We start from the raw sequence: 17,609 nt of genomic DNA, 5'->3' as shown, positions 1-17,609 counted from the left end.
TCACACCCGCCCGGTCGGCCGCAGGCGAAGTCCGCGCGGGGTCATCGAGAAGCCGGCTCCGGTCAGGGCCCCGGCCAGCGGGTCGGTGGAGCCGAGGACGGTGGAGCCATCGGCCTTCTCCACCGTGAGCCGACCGAGGGCGCCGCGCCGCACGGCGTCGGCGAGGCCGGTGGCGGCGGCGGCCAGGGCCTGCTCGTCCTCGCCCCACGAGAGCAGCGTGCGGCCACCGCGCTCGACGTAGAGGACCAGCGCCCCGTCCACGGCCACGACCAGCGCTCCCGCCTTGCGGCCGGGCTGGTGGCCGGAGTCGCGTGGCGGCCACCGCAGGGCAGCTCCCCACGGGTTGGCCGGGTCGGTGGCCGCGAGGACGACGACCTCGTCGCCGGAGCGCACGGCCCGCACCTCGTCGACCGCCCCGGGAACGGCGAACTGGGAGGCGCCCAGCCCCTCGATGAAGTACCCACGACGGACCTGACCGGCCTCTTCGGCAGCCCCGAGGACACGGTGGATGGCAGCGAAGCCACCAGTGACCTCCTCGGCGACGACGGCACCCCGGGTGACGACCCCGTGCCGATCGAGAAGGCCCTCGGCCGCCGCATGGATCCGGACCGTCGGGTCCACCTCGGCGGTGGGCAGCAGGGACCAACGCCCGGCCGCGCGCGGGGGACCGCTGGACGGCAGGACACCGGACCGCCCCAGACGCGGACGACCGCCGTACCGGCTGCGCGCAGCGGGCCGACGGGGAGCGCGGTGCGCCGACCGGCCTCCGGCCAGCAGGCCCCGCACGGGGGCGAGCGTGTCACCGGTGACGAGTCCTCGGTGGGCGAGCGACCAGAGGGCATCGGCGACCTCGCCGTCGTCGGCCCTCGTGCCGTCCGTCCGGGCGGCGGCGACCGCGTCCACGATGTCGCGGAAGAACCAGGCCCCACCACCGCTGAGTGAGGAGCGCACGGCCTCCTCGAGCTCGCCGAGGTCGCCCGTGTCACCCGCCGGCAGGGTCGTCTCGGCGCCCTGGGCGAGGTGCAGGCTGATCCACGCGTCGTCGCCCGGCAGCCGTCCGTGACCGGCCCACAGCACCTGCCCGGTGGCCATGAGGTCGTCGAGCAGGGGGCCGGGGGGCTCGTCGATCCGCGCGGGCAGGACGAGCGACTCCAAGGCGCTGGCGGGCAGGGGCACGCCGCTCAGCTGCTCCACGACGCGGAGCATCCCCTCGCGTCCCCGCATGCGCGTGCCGACGCCCTGCCAGGCCGGAAGGAAGCGGGCGTACTGCTGCGGCAGGACGGGCTCGACCTCGTGCCGCAGGGCGGCCAGGGAGCGACGGCGCAGGCTCCGGAGCACTTCGGCATCGCAGAACTCCCCGCCCCGGCCACCACACTCGACCGGAAGCAGGTCCCCCTCGGCGAGCCGGCCGGTCTGCACGAGTCGGCGGAGGGCATCGTGGGCCACTGCCCTGCCGATGCCGTAGTGCGCTGCCAGGTCGGCGGTCGCGAAGGGGACGTGGGTGCGGGCATAGCGGGCGACGAGGTCCCCGAGCGGGTCCGCGGCCGGCTGGAGCATCGAGTCGGCCACACCCGGGGGCAGGCTCACCCCCAGGGCGTCCCGCAGCCGGGCGGCGTCCTCGGCGCTGGCCCACCGGTCCTGCCCGGCCACCCGCACCGGGATGACCTGGCGCGAGGCCTCGAGATCGGTGAGCGCAGCGTGCAGGGCAGCAGCGTCGAGGGACTCGACGCTGCGCCGGTCGAGGTCGTCGACCGAGAGCGGACCGAGCACCCGGAGCAGGTCGAGCACGTCCTCGCCGTCGCGGGCGGCCCGCTCGGGCAGGAGGTGCTGCAGCTCGGCGGCGGTCCGCTCCACGGCGGCCGGGTCGAGGAGGTCGGCCAGGGAGAGCTGCTCGCCACGACCGAGGAGGTCGGCGAGCAGCGTGGGGTCGAGGGTGAGCGCAGCAGCGCGCCGCTCCGCCAGCGGCGAGTCCCCCTCGTAGAGGAACTGCGCGACGTAACCGAACATCAGGGACGTGGCGAAGGGGGAGGGCTGCTGGCTCTCGACGTCGACGAGGGTGACCCGCCGCCCGGCCACCTGTGTCATCAGCTCGGTCAGGGCGGGGACGTCGAAGACGTCCTGGAGGCACTCCCGCACCGCCTCGAGCACGATGGGGAAGTCGGCGTGGGCGCTGGCGACCTCGAGCAGGGAGGCCGCGCGCTGCCGCTGCTGCCACAGGGGCTGTCGCCGATCGGGACGCCGGCGGGGCAGGAGCAGCGCCCGGGCCGCGCACTCGCGAAAGCGTGCGGCGAAGAGGGCCGACCCGCCGACCTCCTCGGTGACCATCCGCTCGACGTCCGCGGGGTCGAGGCTGATCAGGTCGATCAGCTCGTCGGCGCGCGTGCCGGAGGACTCGTCGAACTCCAGGTCGGGCAAACGCAGCACGATGCCGTCGTCGCCGTGCATCGCCTGGACGTCGACGCCGAAGCGCTCTCGCATCCGCGCGGAGATCGCCAGGGCCCACGGTGCGTGGACCTGGGCCCCGAAGGGGGAGTGGATCGCGACGCGCCAGTCACCGATCTCGTCCCTGAAGCGCTCGACGACGATCGTGCGGTCGTCGGGCAGCCGGCCGGTCGCGGCGCGCTGCTCCGCGAGGTACTGCAGGAGGTTGTCGCCGGCCCAGGCATCCAGCCCGGCGTCGCTGAGGCGGGCGCTCGCCCCCTTCGTGTCCGTGCCCGACAGCTCGCGCAGGAACGCGCCCACGGCCCGACCGAGCTCGACGGGGCGCCCGATCTGGTCGCCGTGCCAGAAGGGCAGCCGGCCGGGCTGACCGGGGGCCGGGGTGACGAGGACCTGGTCGTGCGTGATGTCCTCGATGCGCCAGCTGCTCGTCCCGAGCGTGAAGACGTCACCGACGCGGGACTCGTAGACCATCTCCTCGTCGAGCTCGCCGACGCGTCGTCCGGGTCCGTCGCCCGAGGCGAGGAAGACGCCGTACAGACCCCGGTCGGGGATCGTCCCACCACTGGTGACCGCCAGGCGCTGGGCACCGCGGCGCCCGACGAGGGTGCCGGCCACCCGGTCCCAGGTGATCCGCGGACGCAGCTCGGCGAAGTCCTCCGAGGGGTAGCGCCCGGCCAGCATGTCGAGGGTGGCGTGGAGCAGGCTCGTCGGCAGGGAGGCGAAGGGGGCCGCCCGGCGCACGAGTGCCCCCACCTCGTCGACCTGCCAGTCGTCGAGCGCGCACATCGCGACGACCTGCTGCGCGAGGACGTCGAGCGGGTTGGCCGGGACGTGCAGGGCCTCGATCTGTCCGGACCTCATCCGCTCGACGACGACGGCCGACTGGACGAGGTCACCACGGAACTTCGGGACGACGACGCCGTGGCTCACCGCGCCCACCTGGTGCCCGGCGCGACCGACGCGCTGGAGCCCGGAGGCGACCGACGGCGGCGACTCGATCTGGATCACGAGGTCGATCGCGCCCATGTCGATGCCGAGCTCGAGACTGGAGGTGGCGACGACGCAGGGCAGGCGACCGGACTTCAGCTCCTCCTCGATGTCGGCGCGCTGCTCCTTGCTCACCGAGCCGTGGTGGGCGCGCGCGAGCACCGGCGGGGCACCCGCGGCGGAACCGGCCTGCGCCATCACTTCGGCCGGCGCCCGGGTCGGCGAGGGCTCGGCCGCCTCCTCGTGAGGCGCCGTGCGCTCCTGCCAGATCTCGTTGAGCCTGCCCGTGAGGCGCTCGGCGACCCGTCGGGAGTTGACGAAGACCAAGGTCGTGCGGTGCTCGGAGACGAGGTCGACCACCCGCTCCTCGACGTGCGGCCAGATCGACGCCCGCCGCTCACCGCCCGCCGCCGCCCCCGAGAGGTCACCCGTGGGCTCGCCGAGCTCGGTGAGGTCGGGTACGGGGACGACGACGTCGAGCTGCCAGGTCTTGTGCGACCGCGGTCGCACGATCTCGAGGGGGCGGCCGCCGGTGAGGTAGCGACCGACCTCCTCGACCGGCCGGACCGTCGCGGACAGGCCGATCCGCTGGGCGGGGGAGTCGAGGAGGGCATCGAGGCGCTCGAGCGAGAGGGCGAGGTGGGCACCGCGCTTGGTCCCCGCGAGCGCGTGGATCTCGTCGACGATCACCGTCTCCACGCCGACGAGGGCCTCGCGGGCGGACGAGGTGAGCATGAGGAAGAGCGACTCGGGGGTGGTGATGAGCACATCCGTCGGCCGGCGGGCGAAGGCCCGGCGCTCGGTGCCGGGTGTGTCGCCGGAGCGGACGGAGACGGAGACCTTCGGTGCGGCCAGGCCCAGCCGGTCGGCGGCGTGGCCGATCCCGACGAGGGGGGAGCGCAGGTTGCGCTCGACGTCGACGGCGAGCGCCTTGAGCGGGGAGATGTAGAGCACCCGGCAGCGGGCCTTCGGCTCCGGCGGCCGCGGGGTCGAGGCCAGGCGGTCCAGGGCCCACAGGAAGGCGGAGAGCGTCTTGCCCGACCCGGTCGGGGCGACGACCAGCGCGTGGCTGCCCGCGCTGATCGCCTGCCACGCCCCCTCCTGGGCGGCGGTGGGCGCGGTGAAGCTGCTCCGGAACCACGCGGCGGTGGCGGGGGAGAAGCGCTCGAGGATGTCGGTCATGTCGCAACCACCGGGCCAGCCTGCCACCGACCACCGTCAGCGGTGGACGACCGGGCGCCCCCCAGCAGTCGGGTCGGGCTCCCGGGTGAGGAGGGACCCCGCACGGATGAGGGCGATCGTCAGCCCGACCAGGAGGAGGACGACGACGAGCGCGTCGAGCGGGCGGGTGACGACGAAGGTGGGGATCACCCGGTCGGGGACGGCCACGGCGCCGACGAAGGCGCCGCACAGTCCGAGCCAGCTGCCGCGCATGAGGCCCCGGTGGGCGGCGATGTTGCCCCGACGAGCCTGGACGACGCCGAGGGTGAGGGTCACGAGGGTGACCGTGGAGAGGATGTGCAGCAGCGAGAGGTCGCCCTCCCGGATGTCGCGGATCCAGTAGGAGGTGATCGCGACCCAGAGCATGAGCCCGGCCCAGACCCGGCCGAGGAGGACGTGGCGGGGGTCCCCCTTCGTCGGCCGGAAGAGCTGGTAGCCACCGAGGGGCAGGGCGACGAGCGCGGCGAGGAGGTGGGAGAGCAGCAGCGGGGTCATGGGGACTCCTCGAGGATCGTGCTGAGCCGGCGGACGTCCGTTGCCCAGGCCTGCGGATCGCGGCCGATGTCGCGCACGACCTCGTCGAAGGAGGTGCCCAGGGCGTCGCCGGCCCTGGCGACGAGGTCGCCGCCGGCAGCGGTGAGCCTCAGACCGCGGCGGTTGCCGGCGCCCGGGGTCCGCTCCGCTTCGAGGTGACCCTCCCGCACCAGCCCCGCGGTGGTGCGGGAGGCCGTGGCCTCGCTCTGGCCCAGGGCGGTGGCCAGCTCCCGCTGAGTCAGCCCCGGGTGGTCGTCGACGATCACCAGGGCGAGGTAGCGCGGATAGGTGATGCCGAAGGGGGCGAGCCGGCCCTCCGCGGCCCGGTCCAGGGCGCGGACGAGGACGTGGAGGTCGTGGGCGAGCCCGCTCATGGATTGATACTTGCAGTCGCAAGTTACGGTGGCAAGGGTCGAGCGGTGAGCGGTCCTCAGGCCGCGGCCGGGTCCTCACGCAGGCCGTGGACGAGCAGGGCGAGCGCGGCGGTGTAGGTCGAGAGGACCACGCCGTCGGTGAGGGCGCGCTTCACCGGGGTGTCGGCGAAGCATTGTCCGACGATGATCGCGGCGTCGGACAGGAGGAAGAGCGCGCCACCGAGCGCGATCGTGCGTCCGGCCCGCGGGCGCCTCCCTTCGCCCATCGCCAGCGCGGACATCGAGCCGAGGAGCACGCCGTAGGTCCCGAGGACCGGGTCGGGGGCACCCCCGTCGGAGTCGAGCACCGCGAGAGCGGCCATGACCGCTGCGGCGCTCGCCGAGGGGACCGGTCGCGGCCGGGCGCCGTCGTGCAGCAGCAGACCGAGCAGGCCGACCTGCTGGACGCCGAAGGCGCTGGCACCCCGGCGCATCTGCTGCCGGGAGGCATCTCCCGTGGTGCGAGCGGACCGGTACATGAACCAGTCGCCGACGCCCGATCCGGCGAGCGCGACGAGCAGGGTGGTGTTGCGCGTGGTGCAGCGGTCGGACCTCGTCGCCACGACGCCCGCTGCCAGGGTCGGCGCGATGAGCATCTTGCTCGCGATGTGCGGACCGTGCCGCCCGGCCATCGCCGCGACGGTCGTGGTCACGGCCGCCGGCAGGTACGCCAGCAGGTCGGCGCGAGAGCGGATGACGGCGGCACGGCTCATGCTGACTCCGGTTGCTGCTGGGTGATGCAGTGGATGCCTCCACCGCGGTCGAAGAGCGGGCGGGCGTCGACCCCGACGACCTCCCGGCCGGGGTAGACCTCCCGCAGCACCTCGAGGGCGCGCGCATCGTGCGGGTCCTCGAAGACGCAGGCGACGACGCCGCCGTTGCACACGAGGTGGTTGACGTAGGACCAGTCGACCGGCCCCTCGTCATCGGTGAGGGTCCGCGGCGCGGGGATGCGCGTCACCTGCAGCGACCGGCCCGCGGAGTCCGTCGCGGCGAGGAGCACCCGCTCGATCTCGCGGGAGACCGCGTGGTCGGGATGCGTCGCGTCCTCCTGCCAGTGCAGGAGGACGTGGCCGGGCTCGGTGAAGGTCGCGACGATGTCGACGTGCCCGCGGGTGCCGAACTCGTCGTAGTCACGGGTCAACCCCCGCGGCAACCAGATGACGGTGTCGACGCCGAGGAGGCGACCGACCTCCGCCTCGATGTCGCCCTTCGTCGCCCCGGGGTTGCGGCCGGGGTCGAGCTGGACGGTCTCGGTGAGCAGGACGGTGCCCTCCCCGTCGACGTGGAGGCCACCCCCTTCGCCCACGATGGATGACGGGAGGTGGTGCGCGCCGGCCGCGTCGGCGACCCGCTCGGCCACCTCGGCGTCCCGGTCCCAGGTGGCCCACGGCTGGGCCCCCCAGCCGTTGAAGATCCAGTCGACCGCGCCGAGCGCGCCATCGGGAGCGAGGACGAAGGTCGGACCGATGTCGCGCATCCACGCGTCGTCGAGATCGGCGATGACGATGTCGATCGGATGGGTCGTGTCGTTGCCGAGGAACTCCCGGCAGGAGTGGATGTCGCGCGGCTCGACGACGATCGTCACCGGCTCGAAGGAGGCCACCGCACGGGCGACCCCGGCCCAGGTGCGGCGCGCGACATCGGCCTCGTCCTCGGTGTCGCCGAGGGTGTATCCGCTGCTCGGCCACGCCATCCACGTGCGTTCGTGCGTGCGCCACTCGGCCGGCATGCGCCACGGGGTCGTCTCGCCCACCACGGGCGACCTCCTTCGTCGTCGTGGGTGCAGTATGCCGTCCCTCGGCGGCACCTACACTCGCGGAGTGCGAGTCAGTCGGTTCTGGACCCTCATGGAGGACGAGTTCGGGGAGGGGTATGCCCACACGCTCGCCCGCGGCCACGTCATCCAGGCTCTCGGTGAGCGCACGGTGGCCGTCGCCCTGGAGCAGGGGGAGTCGCCCCGACGCGTCTGGGAGGCGCTGTGCGAGGACGTCGGCGTCCCCGAGCACCGCCGCCTCGGTGTCGACCGGGAGCCGATGGAGGTTCCGCCCGAGATCGCGAACGAGCCCTCCGAGTGAGCGACGTGGGTGACGTCCTGCTCAGGGCCCGCGGCCTGACGAAGACCTTCGGCGACGTCACCGCCGTCCGGGGGATCGACGTCGACGTGACGAAGGGAGAGTCCTTCGGCTTCCTCGGCCCCAACGGTGCCGGCAAGTCCTCGACGATGAAGATGGTCGCTGCGACCTCCCCGCCGACGGGCGGCCGGCTGGAGATCTTCGGGTTGGATCCGGTGACCGACGGCGCCGCGGTACGGGCCCGTCTGGGCAACTGCCCCCAGCAGGACAATCTCGACGAGGAGATCACCGTCGAGGAGAACCTCCACGTCTACGGCCGCTACTTCGGCCTGCCTCGCCGGGTGATCCGCGAGCGCACCGACGAGCTGCTCGACTTCGCCCAGCTCACCGAGCGCCGCACGGACCGGGTCGAGCCACTGTCCGGCGGCATGAAGCGCCGCCTGACCATCGCCCGCTCACTCATCAACAACCCGGAGATCCTGCTCCTCGACGAGCCGACGACCGGACTCGACCCGCAGGCGCGGCACGTGTTGTGGGACCGGCTCTTCCGACTGAAGCGCCAGGGCGTCACGCTGATCATCACCACCCACTACATGGACGAGGCGGAGCAGCTGTGCGACCGGCTCGTCGTCATGGACCACGGACGGATCGTCGCCGAGGGCTCGCCGCGCTCGCTCATCCGGGAGCACGCCACACGAGAGGTGCTCGAGCTGCGTCTGCAGGTCGAGGACCACCTCACCGCGACCGACCTCGTCGAGGGCATCGGAGATCGTGTCGAGGCACTGCCCGACCGGCTGCTGCTCTACACCGACCACGGCGACACGGCCCTGGAGTCCGTGCACGCCCGCGGCCTGGCGCCGATCAGCTCGATCGTGCGGCGCTCGACCCTCGAGGACGTCTTCCTCCACCTCACCGGACGGACCCTGGTGGACTGATGGCCCTTCCTTCGTCACCGGCGCGGGAGGCCGGAGCCCGGCACCTGCCCGGGGCGCGGAGACCCCTTCGTCCCATGGAGCGCATCCGGGCGGTGGCCGGCTACTTCCTCGTCGTCTACCGCCGGACCTGGCAGGGCTCGCTCTTCAGCCGCTTCGCCTCGCCCGTGCTCTTCCTGCTCGCGATGGGCCTGGGGCTGGGCTCGCTCGTCGACGGTGCCTCCGGGGGAGTCGACGGGGTGCCCTACCTCGCCTTCGTCGCGCCGGGGATGGTCGCCGTGCAGGCGATGATGGTCGCGGTCAGCGAGTCGACCTACCCCGTGTACGGGTTGTTCACGTGGAACCGGATGTACCACTCGATGCTCGCCACCCCGCTCACCGTGAGTGATCTGCTGCTCGGGCACCTCGTGGTCGTCGCCGTCCAGGGTGGGATCGCCACGGCGGCCTTCGTGCTCGTCGCGGCCCTGTTCGGCAGCTTCTCCTCGTGGTGGGTGCTCCTCGCGGTGCCGATCGGGGTACTGGTGACGCTCGCCTTCGCCGTCCCGCTCTTCGGTTTCACGGCCCGGGCGAAGGGGGACTCCTCCTTCAACGTCGTCTACCGCCTCGTCGTCACCCCCCTGATGCTCTTCTCCGGTGTCTTCTTCCCCGTCGACCGGCTGCCGATCGCCCTCGAAGCGCTCGCCTGGATCACCCCGCTGTGGCACGGCGTCGAGCTGACGCGCTCCGTGGGACAGGGATCCGTCGCGGCCGTCGACCTCGTGCACCTCACGGTGCTGCTGCTCTTCCTCGGTCTCGGCTGGGTGTACGCCCACTCGGGGATGACCCGCAGGCTCGTGTCATGAGCACGGGTGTGCTCACCCCCGGACTGGCCCTGTGGCGCTCGGTCGTCGAGCGCAACGTCGTCTCCTTCCGGCGGCAGTGGGCGGCCTTCGTCACCGGCTTCGCCGAGCCGGTGTTCTACCTGTTCTCCCTCGGCATCGGCGTCGGCTCCCTCGTTCCCCTCGTCATGACCGACGGGGGTTCGACGGTGACCTACGCGGCCTTCGTCGCTCCGGCGATGCTCGCCAGCTCGGCGATGAACGGCGCGGTCATGGACTCCACCTTCAACGTCTTCTTCAAGCTGAAGTACGCGAAGATCTACGACGCGATGCTCGCCACCCCGCTCGGGCCGCGGGACATCGCCGTCGGCGAGGTGGTGTGGTCCCTCGTCCGCGGTGGGATCTATGCCTTCGTCTTCTACCTCGTCGCGCTCGCGGTCGGCGTCGTCGAGTCGTGGTGGTCGGTGCTGGCGGTGCCCGCGGCGGTCTTCATCGGGCTGGCCTTCTCCGCGGTCGGGATGTTCGCGACGACCTTCATGCGCTCCTGGGTCGACTTCGACTGGATCATGCTCGTCATCCAACCGCTCTTCCTGCTCTCGGCGACCTTCTTCCCGCTCGCGACCTACCCCGGCTGGGCCCAGCCCATCGTCCGGGCCACGCCGCTCTACCACGGGGTCGCCCTGGAGCGCGGCCTCATGCTCGGGGAGGTCGGGTGGGGCCTGCTGTGGCACGTCGCCTATCTCCTCGCCCTCGGGGTCGTCGGGATCTGGGCGACCTCCCGGCGGATCGAGACCCTGCTGCGGGCGTGAGTACACCCACCCTCGCCGGTGGGGGGAGGTCGCCGCAGGCGATCAGAAGAGCCCGACCGTCAGCCCGCTCTCGTCGATGTCGATGTGCGCTGCGGCCGGGTCGGAACCGAGGCCGGGCATGGTCTGCACCTCGCCGCAGACGGCGTAGATGAAGCCCGCCCCGATCGAGGCGCGCACCTCCCGGACCGGCAGCCGCCAGCCCGTGGGGGCGCCGCGCAGGCTCGGGTCCGAGGAGAGCGAGAGGTGGGTCTTGGCCATGCACAACGGCAGGTCCCCCCAGCCGCACCGCTCGAAGTGGTCCAGCTCCCGGGCCGCCGTCGTGGAGTAGTCCACGCCGTCGGCCCCGTAGATGCGGGTGGCGATCGCCGTGATCTTCTCCCGCAGCGGCAACCGGCGTGGATACAGGAAGGTGAACCCGGGTGGCTCCTCGGCCGCCTCCGCCACGGCCTCGGCCAGCTCGGCGGCCCCGGTGCCACCGTCGGTGAAGTGCGTCGAGGTGGCACACCGCACCCCCGCTCTCGCGGCGATGTCCCGGATCGCCTCGTGCTCGGACGGGTGGTCCGTGCCGAAGGCGTTGATGGCCACGACCGGGGTGACCCCGTGCACCTGGATGTTGGCGATCTGCCGACACAGGTTCTCCGCGCCGGCGTACACGTCGTCGGGGTTCTCGGCGAGCATCTCCTGCGGAAGGGGCCTGCCGGCGCTCACCCGGTGCCGCCCCGAGTGCAGCTTCAGGGCCCGCACGGTCGCGACGACCACCGCGGCATCCGGCACGAGCCCGGAGGTGCGGCACTTGAGGTTGAAGAACCGTTCAGCGCCCATGTCGGCCCCGAAGCCGGCCTCGGTGACCAGGAAGTCCCCGCTGTGGATGCCGATGAGGTCGGCCACGATCGAGGAGTTGCCGGTGGCGATGTTGCCGAACGGCCCGCAGTGCACCAGGGCCGGTGTGTTCTCCAGGGTCTGCAGCAGGTTGGGTTTGAGCGCGTCACGCAGCAGCACCGTCATCACTCCGCCTGCGTGCAGCTGCTCCGCCGTCACCGGCTCCTGGTCGGCGGTGTACCCGACGACGACGCGGGCCAGGCGCGCGCGCAGGTCGGGCAGCGAGGTGGCCATGGCGAGGGTCGCCATCAGTTCCGAGGCCGCGGTGATCTCGAAGCCGGTCTGCCGTGGCAGTCCGTTGGTGCGTGGGCCCAACCCGACCACGATGTCCCTCAGCGCCCGGTCGTCGACATCCAGCACACGACGCCAGGTGATCGAGGACGGCTCGATCCCCAGGTCGTTGCCGCGGTAGAGGTGGTTGTCGATCATGGCAGCCAGCTGGTTGTGGGCTGCGGTGACGGCGTGCATGTCACCGGTCAGGTGGAGGTTGAGCCGTTCCATCGGGACCACCTGGCTGTGCCCACCGCCCGCGGCGCCGCCCTTGATGCCCAGGGTGGGGCCCATCGACGCCTGGCGGATGGCGATGGTGGCCCTTCTCCCCGTGTGGTTGAGGCCCTGGCCCAGCCCGATGGTCGTGGTGGTCTTGCCCTCCCCCAGGGGGGTCGGGGTGATCGCCGAGACCACCACGTACTTCGCCCGTGGGCGACCGCTGAGCTCGCCGATGGCCGCCAGGTCGACCTTGGCGACGCCGGTGCCGTAGGACTCGAGCAGGTGGGGGCCGATCCCCATGTCTGCTGCGACGTGCTCGATCGGCCTCAGGGCCGCCGCCCGCCCGATGTCCAGAGCGGAGCGCGTGGTGGTCGATGTCATGGTCCTCGCCTCCCTCGGCGTGGTCATTGATCCAGGCTGTGGGCGGCCTCCTGGTGGCCGTGCGACATCTCTTGCCACCAACGCCCCGCGGCGCCGACGGCGTTGAAGGTGTAGACGTGCACCCCCTGGAGGCCGTAGTCGGGGTCGGCGAACCCCGGCGAGAGGTCCTGCAGGAACTGGGTCGGTTGCCAGGGGAGGGGAGAGGCCAGGCGCCGCAGGAGACCGCGGTGCTTGCGCAGCACCCGCGTGGACTCGCCCACGCCGACCCTGGCGCCGACCCGCAGCAGGGTGTTGACGGAGGTCGGGCCCGGGACACCGACCAGGACCGGGAGATCCACCCCGCGCTGGCGCATCCGCCGAACCCAGGTGAGCAGGGTCGACGCATCGAAGCACATCTGGCTGACGACGTAGGAGGCGTGCGGGCACTTGTCCTGCATCGCCCGGATCACCACGTCGTCGTCGATGAGCGGATGCGGTTCCGGGTAGCCGGCGATCCCGATGCGCAGTCCGTGACCCATCCGCGTGATGGCCGGCAGGAGGTCCACGGCGCTGGTGTACTCGCCGACGGGGTCGACGGCGTCACCCCCGATGACGAACGCCTCCGTGACCCCGCTGCCGGCCAGCGAGTCCAGCGTGGCCTTCAGGGCAGCCTCGTCCCGGATCAGTCGCGCGGACAGGTGCGGCACGACCTGCCTCCCCTGCAGCGCCAGGGCGACGGCGGTGCTGACGGTCGCCTCCTGCCCCCGACGCGGGGAGGCCGTCACGGTCACGGTCGCCCGTGGCGGCAGGAACTCACGGACCGCATCGGTGATCCCCGGCAGGGGCAGGACCTCGAACCGTGGCGGGCCCGGGAGAGCGACCGGTCCGGGGTCCGGCCCGGAGCGGGTGGTCGGCCGGCCGAGCACGACGATCCCTCAGTTCCGAGCGTCTCGGGGGCCGGAGCCGACGAGGGAGCTGACGTCCGTCCTGGGCTGGTGCTTCTTCGGGTCGATGAAGGGCTTGGCCACGACGACGGCGTCGTTGCGGCCCGCTCCGGTGTCCACCACCAGCCGGGTGCCGAGCTCGGTGAGGTCGACCGGCACCATCGCATAGCCGATGTTCTTCTCCAGCCGGGGTGAGTAGCAGGCCGAGGTGACCTGCCCCACGCGCTCGCCGCGGTGGTGGACGGGCATGACGTCGATCATCGAGCCGTCGTTGAAGGAGCCCAGCCGTTCGCCGCCGATCTCGACCCCGGCGAGCTGTCGCTGCGGGCCCTCCGCCTTGATGCGCTCGAGTGCCGCCCTGCCGATGAAGTCGGACTCCTGATCCAGATCGACCATCCACTCGTAGCCCATCCCGACCTCGAAGGGATTGGTGTCGAAGGTGATGTCCGCGCCGAGGGCGAGGATTCCGGCCTCGATCCTGCGGATGTGGCAGGGCCCGATCACCCTCATCCCGTGGGGCTCTCCGGCCCGCCAGATGAGATCCCACATGCGGATCGCATCCCTGCTGGCGTTGCGGACGTAGACCTCGTAGCCCACCTCACCGCTGTAACCGGTGCGGGAGACGACGACGCGGATCCCCTCGATCTCGAACTCGCGCATGAAGTAGTAGTCGATGTCGAGGACCTCGGGCCCGAAGACGTCGCTCATGACCGTGGCCGACAACGGGCCCTGCACCTGCATCGGGCCCACATCGGCCTCCTGGATGTGCACGTCGAGCCCGGAGTGGTGGGCCAGGCCCCAGGCCCACAAGAGGATGTCGGAGTCGGCCAGGGAGAGCCAGAAGTGGTTCTCACCGAGGCGCAACAGGACGGGGTCGTTGAGGATGCCACCGTGCTCACCGGTGAGGAAGACGTACTTGCACTGGCCGACCCGGCACTTCGAGAGGTCGCGCGTGACCATCATGTTCGTGAACTCGAACGCGTCAGGGCCGGTGATCTCGATCTGCCGTTCGACGCCGACGTCCCACAGCGTCACACCCTCCAGCAGGGCCCAGTACTCGGCCACGGGGTCGCCGTAGTGGCGTGGATGGTACGTGTGGTTGTACACGCTGTACATCTCGACCCCGTGCTGCCGGGACGCGTAGAAGAACGGCGACTTCCGGATCCTCGGGTAGAGCAGGATATTCGGGCGGGTGACCTCAGGCATCTCTGCCTCCTAGAACTGGATCACGTGGAGCCGTGATGCATGTCTCCAGCGTCCCACTCTCGTGCGTCATACGCAATAGGTTGCGTATGACGCAACGTTCTCTCGGCGCCTAGGCTGGATGCATGGTCGAGAATCACCGTGTGCAATCGGTCGACCGCGCGGTGCGCATCCTCGAGATGCTCGCGCGGGACGGCGAGCTGACGGTCGGGCAGGTGGCCGACGAGCTGCAGGTGCACAGCTCGACCGCCTTCCGGTTGATCGACACCCTGGCGGCGCGCGAGCTGCTCGAGCGCAACGCCGGCAGCGGCAGCGTGCGGTTGGCCGCGGGTCTGCTCCGCCTGGCGGGGGCGACCGCCTCGCAACTCGATCTGAGCACCGAGGCGCAGCCCGTGTGCGACAGTCTGGCGGCCGAGGTCGGTGAGACCGCCAATGTCGCCATCCTCAGTGGCGACGTCGCGATCAACGTGTGCCAGGCGGGCGGGGCCAGTTCGGTGAGCATGCGCAACTGGGTCGGGCAGCACACGGTGCTGCATGCCACCGCCAGCGGGAAGGTGCTGCTGGCGTACCTGGAGAGCCACCAGCGTGGACGGTTGCTCCGGCCGCCGCTGCAGCGATTCACCAGCGCCACCCACTGCTCCGCCGAGGATCTGCGTCCCGAGCTGGCCGTGGTCCGCAGGCACGGGTGGGCCCAATCGATCGAGGAGTACGAGGAGGGCCTCAACGCCGTGGCCGCCCCCATCCGGGGGCATGACGGGGCGGTCATCGCTGCCCTGAGCGCCGCGGGCCCCACCTACCGGCTCAGCCCCGAGCGCCTGCCGCAGGTGGCGACGACGGTGCGGGCAGCGGCCGAGGAGGTCTCGGCGAAGATGGGGCATCGCCGGGAGACCACCGCCTGACGGAGCGGCCGGGCAGGTGGTTCCCCTTCGGTCATCCCCTCACCCGTGTCATCGTCGGGTCGAAGGGGGCGGTGCGGCCGGTCGTGCACACCGAGACTGGGAACCTCGAACCCAGGTACTCCACCTGCAGCGTCTGCCCCTGCACCGCGTAGGCCGGCGGCAGGTAGGCGAGCAGCAGGTACTGACCCAGCGAGGGCGCCGGTCCCGCCGAGGTCACGTAGGAGCGACGGCCCCGATTGTCCACGAGCGGCTCACCGGCCATGGACAGGATCGGCTCATGGCCGCTCATGAAGCGCGCGACGCCCTCGCGGTCGTGTGGGTCGTCGACCGTGAGGGTGCACAAGGTGGCGGCCGGGTCCTGCTGCCGTGCGGCCAGGTAGGCCGCCTTGCCGATGAAGTCCGCGCTCTTGACCTTCGGGAGGGCCAGGCCCGCCTCCACCGGGTTGTACTCAGCGCTGAGCTCCGCCCCCATCAGACGGTGAGCCTTCTCCAGTCGTCCGGTCGTTCCGTAGACCCCGATCCCGGCAGGGATCACCCCGTGGGGCCGACCCGCCTCGGCGAGGGCCGTCCACAACCGCAGGCCGTGCTCCGTCGGAGCGTGGATCTCCCACCCCAGCTCACCCACGTAGGAGATGCGCAGCATGGAGGTGGGGACACCGTCGAGGACGACATCACGCGCCGTCCCGAACGGGAAGGCCTCGTCGCTGAGATCGTCCTCGGTCAGGGGAGCGAGGACGTCCCTGGCCCGCGGGCCCCACAACCCCACGGTGCACACCCCGGACGTGACATCGCTCAGGTGCACCGAGCCGTCCTCGGGGAGGTGGGCGCGCAACCACGCCAGGTCCCGGGCTCCGTCTGCGCCCCCGGTGATCACTCGGAAGTCCGCCAGCCCTCGGCGCACGATGGTCAGGTCGGACTGGAATCCGCCGGCGGGGGTGAGCAGAGGGGTGTAGACGACGCGTCCCACCGGTCGGTCCACCGTGGCCATCGCCAGGTGCTGCAGGTAGTCGAGTGCGCCGGGACCGGTCACCTCGAAGACCGCGAACGCGCTCAGGTCGATCATCGCCGCCGACTCGCGCATGGCCAGGTGCTCGGCCTCGATGATGGGTGACCACCATCGGGCGTCCCACTCGGCTTCACGGACGGGTGTGCGGTCGCCGTGCTCGTGCAGCAGGGAGTCATTCGACTCGTACCACTGGGGACGTTCCCAGCCGCCGACCTCGACGAACTGCGCTCCCAGTGCCTGCTCCTGCGGATGGAACGGGCTGGTGCGCATCGGCCGCGCGCTGAGCCACTGCTCCCGGGGGTGCACGATTCCGTAGATCTTCGGGAAGCCCTCTGCGCACCGGGCGCGGACGTGGGTGGAGCTGCGGGCGTGGGGGTGGAACCGCGCGATGTCCAGGGTGTGCGGGTCGATCTCGCTGACGCCGTCGGTGATCCACTCGGCGAGCATCCGACCCACGCCGGCACCCTCCTTGATCCAGACCGCAGCCGCCGACCACAGGCCCGCGACCTCTGGGGTCTGTCCGATGAGCGGCCCGCCGTCCGGGGTCAGGGACAGCAGTCCGTTGATGGCCGACGTCACGGGCGGGTCGGGGTCGGCGAGCAGCGACGGGAAGAGCTCTCGGGCCTGACGAAGCTGTACCTCGAAGTCCTCGGCCGTGAACGGAAAGCTCGTGGGGGAGGGCTGGTCGCCGGAGCCGACCGGCGGGATCTCCTCCGCCCGGTGCAGGATCGGGCGGTGCGCGTAGGAGCCGATTTCCAGGTTCGCCCCCCGCTGGCGCTCGTACATGAGGTGGTCGATGTCGCGGACGAGTGGAAAGTCGATCCACCCCCCGCTGGCCTGCAGCTGCGGGATGGGGCCGACGTCGATCATCTGGTGCACCGCCGGGCTGAGAGGGACGCTCGCCCCGCACAGGGCGGCCACCTGCGAGCTCCAGACCCCACACGCCACCACGACGGTCTCGGTCTCGATGTCCCCACCATCGGTGCGAACCCGGTGCACGTGCCCGTTCGCGACATCGATACCGGTCACCTGCGTCTGCGGACACACGGTCAGTGCGCCCATCTGGGCGGCCAGTGAGCGCATCCGCTCACTGGCGAGGATCGGATCGACGATGGCGCCGGAGGGTGTGTGGAAGCCCGCGAGCAACTGATCGGTGTCGCAGTAGGGGACCAGGTCAGCGATCTCCCGCGGTCCGATGAGCTGCGCCTCCACGCCCCAGGCCGTGGCCGAGGACATCCGCCGCTGGAACTCCTGGATCCGCTCCCGGGTGCGGGCCACCTCGATGCCCCCGCACGTGATCAGCGCCCCGAGGTCCTCGTACTGCTGCATCGAGTCCACGGTGAGCTGGGTGATCTGCCGGGAGTGGTCCACCGGGAAGACGAAGTTGGAGGCGTGTCCCGTCGACCCTCCAGGATCGGGCAGCGGACCCTTCTCCACCAGGACGATGTCCCGCCATCCGTGGCCGGCCAGGTGCCGGACCACCGAGCTGCCGACGATCCCCGCGCCGATGACGACGATGTCTGCACGATCAGGTACCCGTGCCATGGCGACCTCCCGAACGAGGCACTGATAAACTCATGATATATCAGCAGCAGGAG

General features: G+C 71.6%; 14 protein-coding genes. 5 read left to right on the top strand and 9 right to left on the bottom strand.

The features are described from left to right. The 5 genes from ACR9E9_RS13030 to ACR9E9_RS13010 are packed head-to-tail and all read right to left on the bottom strand — an operon-like array spanning window position 1 to window position 7,329. Window positions 1–4,611: an ATP-dependent helicase gene (locus ACR9E9_RS13030; protein WP_435199115.1), complete on the bottom strand. Its 4,611-nt coding sequence runs from the start codon at window positions 4,609–4,611 to the stop codon at window positions 1–3. A 36-nt stretch (window positions 4,612–4,647) separates the two neighbouring features. Then, a complete protein-coding gene (locus tag ACR9E9_RS13025; RefSeq protein ID WP_435199113.1) occupies window positions 4,648–5,145 on the bottom strand; it encodes a DUF2306 domain-containing protein in 498 nt (165 codons plus the stop codon). After that, the gene (locus ACR9E9_RS13020; RefSeq protein WP_435199111.1) at window positions 5,142–5,558 is read right to left on the bottom strand and encodes a MarR family winged helix-turn-helix transcriptional regulator; all 417 of its coding nucleotides are present in this window, start codon (window positions 5,556–5,558) and stop codon (window positions 5,142–5,144) included. Before ACR9E9_RS13020 ends, ACR9E9_RS13025 begins: the two co-directional genes overlap by 4 nt. A 56-nt stretch (window positions 5,559–5,614) precedes the next feature. Further along, a complete protein-coding gene (locus tag ACR9E9_RS13015) occupies window positions 5,615–6,310 on the bottom strand; it encodes a lysoplasmalogenase family protein (protein WP_435199109.1) in 696 nt (231 codons plus the stop codon). Next, entirely contained in the window at window positions 6,307–7,329 is a 1,023-nt protein-coding gene (locus ACR9E9_RS13010; protein ID WP_435203657.1) for an agmatine deiminase family protein, read from the bottom strand. The genes ACR9E9_RS13015 and ACR9E9_RS13010 overlap by 4 nt, the downstream gene beginning before the upstream one ends. Before the next feature lie 91 nt (window positions 7,330–7,420). Here ACR9E9_RS13010 and ACR9E9_RS13005 point away from each other — a divergent pair, with 91 nt between their 5' ends. The 4 genes from ACR9E9_RS13005 to ACR9E9_RS12990 are packed head-to-tail and all read left to right on the top strand — an operon-like array spanning window position 7,421 to window position 10,231. Further along, on the top strand, window positions 7,421–7,675 hold the full coding sequence (locus tag ACR9E9_RS13005) for a DUF3046 domain-containing protein (protein WP_435199107.1): 255 nt from the start codon (window positions 7,421–7,423) through the stop codon (window positions 7,673–7,675). 5 nt (window positions 7,676–7,680) lie between these two features. After that, window positions 7,681–8,607: an ABC transporter ATP-binding protein gene (locus tag ACR9E9_RS13000; RefSeq protein WP_435203655.1), complete on the top strand. Its 927-nt coding sequence runs from the start codon at window positions 7,681–7,683 to the stop codon at window positions 8,605–8,607. Then, window positions 8,607–9,446 carry an ABC transporter permease gene (locus tag ACR9E9_RS12995; RefSeq protein ID WP_435199105.1) on the top strand — a complete coding sequence of 280 codons (840 nt, stop codon included), beginning with the start codon at window positions 8,607–8,609 and terminating at the stop codon, window positions 9,444–9,446. Before ACR9E9_RS13000 ends, ACR9E9_RS12995 begins: the two co-directional genes overlap by 1 nt. After that, window positions 9,443–10,231: an ABC transporter permease gene (locus ACR9E9_RS12990; protein WP_435199103.1), complete on the top strand. Its 789-nt coding sequence runs from the start codon at window positions 9,443–9,445 to the stop codon at window positions 10,229–10,231. The genes ACR9E9_RS12995 and ACR9E9_RS12990 overlap by 4 nt, the downstream gene beginning before the upstream one ends. Window positions 10,232–10,273: 42 nt before the next feature. Here the strand turns inward: ACR9E9_RS12990 and ACR9E9_RS12985 are convergent, their stop codons facing one another. Genes ACR9E9_RS12985 through ACR9E9_RS12975 form a run of 3 tightly spaced genes read right to left on the bottom strand, consistent with a single transcriptional unit; the run spans window position 10,274 to window position 14,109 of the window. Further along, window positions 10,274–11,980, bottom strand: coding sequence for a formate--tetrahydrofolate ligase (locus tag ACR9E9_RS12985; protein ID WP_435199101.1), 1,707 nt, complete (start codon window positions 11,978–11,980; stop codon window positions 10,274–10,276). 23 nt (window positions 11,981–12,003) lie between these two features. Next, the gene (locus ACR9E9_RS12980) at window positions 12,004–12,885 is read right to left on the bottom strand and encodes a methylenetetrahydrofolate reductase (protein ID WP_435199099.1); all 882 of its coding nucleotides are present in this window, start codon (window positions 12,883–12,885) and stop codon (window positions 12,004–12,006) included. A gap of 9 nt (window positions 12,886–12,894) precedes the next feature. After that, window positions 12,895–14,109, bottom strand: a complete 1,215-nt coding sequence (locus ACR9E9_RS12975) for a glycine cleavage T C-terminal barrel domain-containing protein (protein WP_435199097.1) — start codon at window positions 14,107–14,109, stop codon at window positions 12,895–12,897. 122 nt (window positions 14,110–14,231) lie between these two features. On the opposite strand from ACR9E9_RS12975, the gene ACR9E9_RS12970 reads away from it, so the two are divergent. After that, window positions 14,232–15,005 carry an IclR family transcriptional regulator gene (locus tag ACR9E9_RS12970; RefSeq protein ID WP_435199095.1) on the top strand — a complete coding sequence of 258 codons (774 nt, stop codon included), beginning with the start codon at window positions 14,232–14,234 and terminating at the stop codon, window positions 15,003–15,005. A 31-nt stretch (window positions 15,006–15,036) separates the two neighbouring features. Here ACR9E9_RS12970 and ACR9E9_RS12965 read toward each other — a convergent pair whose 3' ends face one another. Further along, window positions 15,037–17,556 carry a GcvT family protein gene (locus ACR9E9_RS12965; RefSeq protein WP_435199093.1) on the bottom strand — a complete coding sequence of 840 codons (2,520 nt, stop codon included), beginning with the start codon at window positions 17,554–17,556 and terminating at the stop codon, window positions 15,037–15,039. Between the last annotated feature and the right edge of the window lie 53 nt (window positions 17,557–17,609).

Source organism: Janibacter sp. GS2, assembly GCF_051200835.1.
In the GTDB taxonomy this organism is placed as follows: Bacteria; Actinomycetota; Actinomycetes; order Actinomycetales; family Dermatophilaceae; genus Janibacter.
This window is presented reverse-complemented; position numbering and strand designations above follow the sequence as displayed.